This window comes from Streptomyces sp. NPDC060209 (assembly GCF_042728155.1).
Lineage (GTDB): Bacteria > Actinomycetota > Actinomycetes > Streptomycetales > Streptomycetaceae > Streptomyces.
Map to the genome: position 1 here is coordinate 1 of NZ_JBHWZS010000524.1, position 2,910 is coordinate 2,910.

The window sequence follows — 2,910 nt, forward strand, 5'->3', positions numbered from 1 at the left end:
CCGCACAGGTGCCCGGCCTCCGTCGTGCCCGGTCTCAGCGGCTGTTGCCCGCGCCCAGCCGTGCGTGGTCCGCTTTCACGCCGAGGACGGACTCCTCCAGATAGGCCCCCGGCTCCGCGTACTGGCTGACGTCCGCCGGGTTGTAGCGGGGGGTCTGCCGCGACCAGTCCAGATTCCCGCGCATCCAGCTCCGCATCCCGTCGAGATAGGGCACGAGCAGGCCCGCCAGCTCCGGGTACAGGCCGAGCAGCTCGCTCTCGGCGGCGAGAAACCGCTTCGTTTCGGTGGCGATCTCCGCGCACACGTGTTCGAGTGCCTGGCGCTCGCCGTAGCCGCGGTGGTGGCGGACCAGGTGGACGAGATTGTGGATCTCGCCCAGAACCTGCTCCTTCTCGTAGGAGTAGACGTCGTTCGCCCAGCACACGACGTTGCAGGACGCTTCCAGCGCCGTGATGAACCGGGCGTCGTTGTGGACCGATTCGGGCGCCCCTATGCCGGCCACGATCTCTATCAGGTCCATGCAGACATGGATCGCCCCGGTGTGCCGGCGCTTGGCGATGTACGCCGTCTCGGACGGCACGACCCCGTCGGCGCGGTTTCCCGCCTCCCAGGTGGTGGCTGTCGTCAGATACATCATGAGGTGCCAGGCGAAGCGGGTGCGCCAGTGGGCGGCGGCCTGCGGAATCGTACGTTCCCACAGGTCCGCCAGGGCGATGAGCGCGGCGGGCGCCTCCTCGTCCGGCCCGGGGCCGGGAGCCGTGCCCTCGACCACGGCGCGCATCCGCTCCACCACGTCGCGTACGCGGTCGGGGCTGCGGCCCAGGTGCCCGTCGTCCAGCTGGTCGTCGACGAGGAAGAGCCAGACGAACCAGTCGGCGACCAGGTCGAGGTGCTCGCTGTTCGCCGTCGGATAGACCATGCCCACGAAGGCGCCGAAGTCGGCCTGCTCGAAACGCCGCCTGGCCGATTCCCGGTGGACCAGGCCGGTGCGTCGCGTCCACGAGTCGAGGTGCTCACGGGTGTGTCCCAGGTGCGGATTGCTCCGCTGGGGGAACGGGCAGTAGATATCGGGCAGTTCGCTCTCCACAGGCGGTCCCCATCCTCTCCGGCCGAACGCATGACAGGTGTTCCGGGCTCGTGGGCGGCGTCGCGCCTACCGCGAGGACCTGCGGATTTGAAGCTACCTGACCCCTCGTCACCCGGTCCAGGGATCGTGATCACGAAGGAGCGAATCCTGTTCGGGTAGGGTCCATGGGTAAGGCAGGTTTCCACTTGCCCGGCCCCCGGACAGCCTCCTTGGAGGAACTGACGAACGCGGGGGTCCATTGCTGTGTCTTCGTGGAAACGACCTGCACCGTTTCGTATGAAAAAATGGGTGTTATGCGTTTTCTTGAGCCCGGTACCGGTCGTTACACGACCTCTCCCTCGGTCCCCTACGACCTCACGTACGACGATGTCTTCATGGTCCCCGGCCGCTCCGCGGTCGGTTCGCGGCAGGCCGTGGATCTCTCCTCGCCGGACGGCAGCGGCACCACCATCCCGCTCGTCGTCGCGAACATGACCGCCATCGCGGGCCGCCGGATGGCTGAAACCATCGCCCGCCGCGGCGGCCTGGTCGTGATCCCCCAGGACATTCCGATCGAGGTCGTCACCGAGGTCATCGGCTGGGTCAAGAAGCGTCACCTCGTGCTCGACACGCCGATCGTGCTGGCTCCCGGCCAGACCGTCGCCGACGCGCTGTCCCTCCTGCACAAGCGGGCCCACGGAGCCGGGGTCGTCGTCGACGCCGAGCACCGGCCGGTCGGCGTCGTCACCGACCACGACCTGACCGGCGTGGACCGCTTCACACAGCTGTCCGAGGTCATGTCCAGGGACCTGGTCGTGCTCGACGCGGACATCGATCCGCGCGAGGCCTTCAACAAGCTCGACGGCGCCAACCGCAAGCTCGCTCCGGCGGTCGACTCGGAGGGCCGGCTGGTCGGCATCCTCACCCGCAAGGCCGCGCTGCGTGCGACGCTCTACACCCCCGCGACGGACGCGGACGGCAAGCTGCGGATCGCGGCGGCCGTCGGCATCAACGGCGACGTGGCGGGCAAGGCCAAGCAGCTCCTCGAAGCCGGCGTCGACACCCTCGTCGTGGACACCGCGCACGGCCACCAGGAATCCATGATCAGCGCGGTCTCCGCCGTCCGGGCGCTGGACCCGGGCGTGCCGATCGTCGCGGGCAACGTCGTCGCGGCCGAGGGTGTGCGTGACCTGATCGAGGCCGGCGCCGACATCATCAAGGTCGGCGTGGGCCCCGGCGCGATGTGCACCACACGGATGATGACCGGCGTCGGCAGGCCGCAGTTCTCCGCCGTGCTGGAGTGCGCCGCCGAGGCGAAGAAGCACGGCAAGCACGTCTGGGCAGACGGGGGTGTCCGGCACCCGCGCGATGTGGCGATGGCGCTCGCCGCCGGCGCGTCCAACGTCATGATCGGTTCCTGGTTCGCCGGTACGTACGAGTCGCCCGGCGACCTCCAGCAGTCCGCCGACGGGCGGTACTACAAGGAGTCGTTCGGAATGGCCTCGGCACGCGCGGTCAGGAACCGCACCTCGGAGGAGTCCGCCTACGACCGGGCCCGCAAGGGGCTGTTCGAGGAAGGCATCTCCACCTCACGGATGTTCCTCGACTCCACCCGCCCCGGTGTGGAGGACCTGATCGACTCGATCATCGCCGGTGTCCGCTCCTCCTGCACCTACGCGGGCGCGTCCTCGCTGGAGGAGTTCGCCGAGAAGGCGATCGTGGGCGTGCAGAGCGCCGCCGGCTACGCGGAGGGCAAGCCGCTCCACGACAGCTGGAGTTGATGCCGAGGGGCCGGGCGGCCCCGCGTCACGAGGTGCCCCTGCCCGGCGTTCGCGCCGGGCAGG

2 protein-coding genes are annotated in these 2,910 nt (G+C 69.2%); one reads left to right on the plus strand and one right to left on the minus strand.

Features of this window, described 5'->3' with window-relative positions; all coding sequences use genetic code 11:
- Positions 1 to 34: 34 nt before the first annotated feature.
- A complete protein-coding gene (locus ACFWFI_RS42180; RefSeq protein WP_387401172.1) occupies positions 35 to 1,087 on the minus strand; it encodes a terpene synthase family protein in 1,053 nt (350 codons plus the stop codon).
- Positions 1,088 to 1,380: 293 nt separating this feature from the next.
- Here ACFWFI_RS42180 and ACFWFI_RS42185 point away from each other — a divergent pair, with 293 nt between their 5' ends.
- Positions 1,381 to 2,847 carry a GuaB1 family IMP dehydrogenase-related protein gene (locus ACFWFI_RS42185; RefSeq protein WP_387401174.1) on the plus strand — a complete coding sequence of 489 codons (1,467 nt, stop codon included), beginning with the start codon at positions 1,381 to 1,383 and terminating at the stop codon, positions 2,845 to 2,847.
- The last annotated feature ends 63 nt before the right edge of the window (positions 2,848 to 2,910 follow it).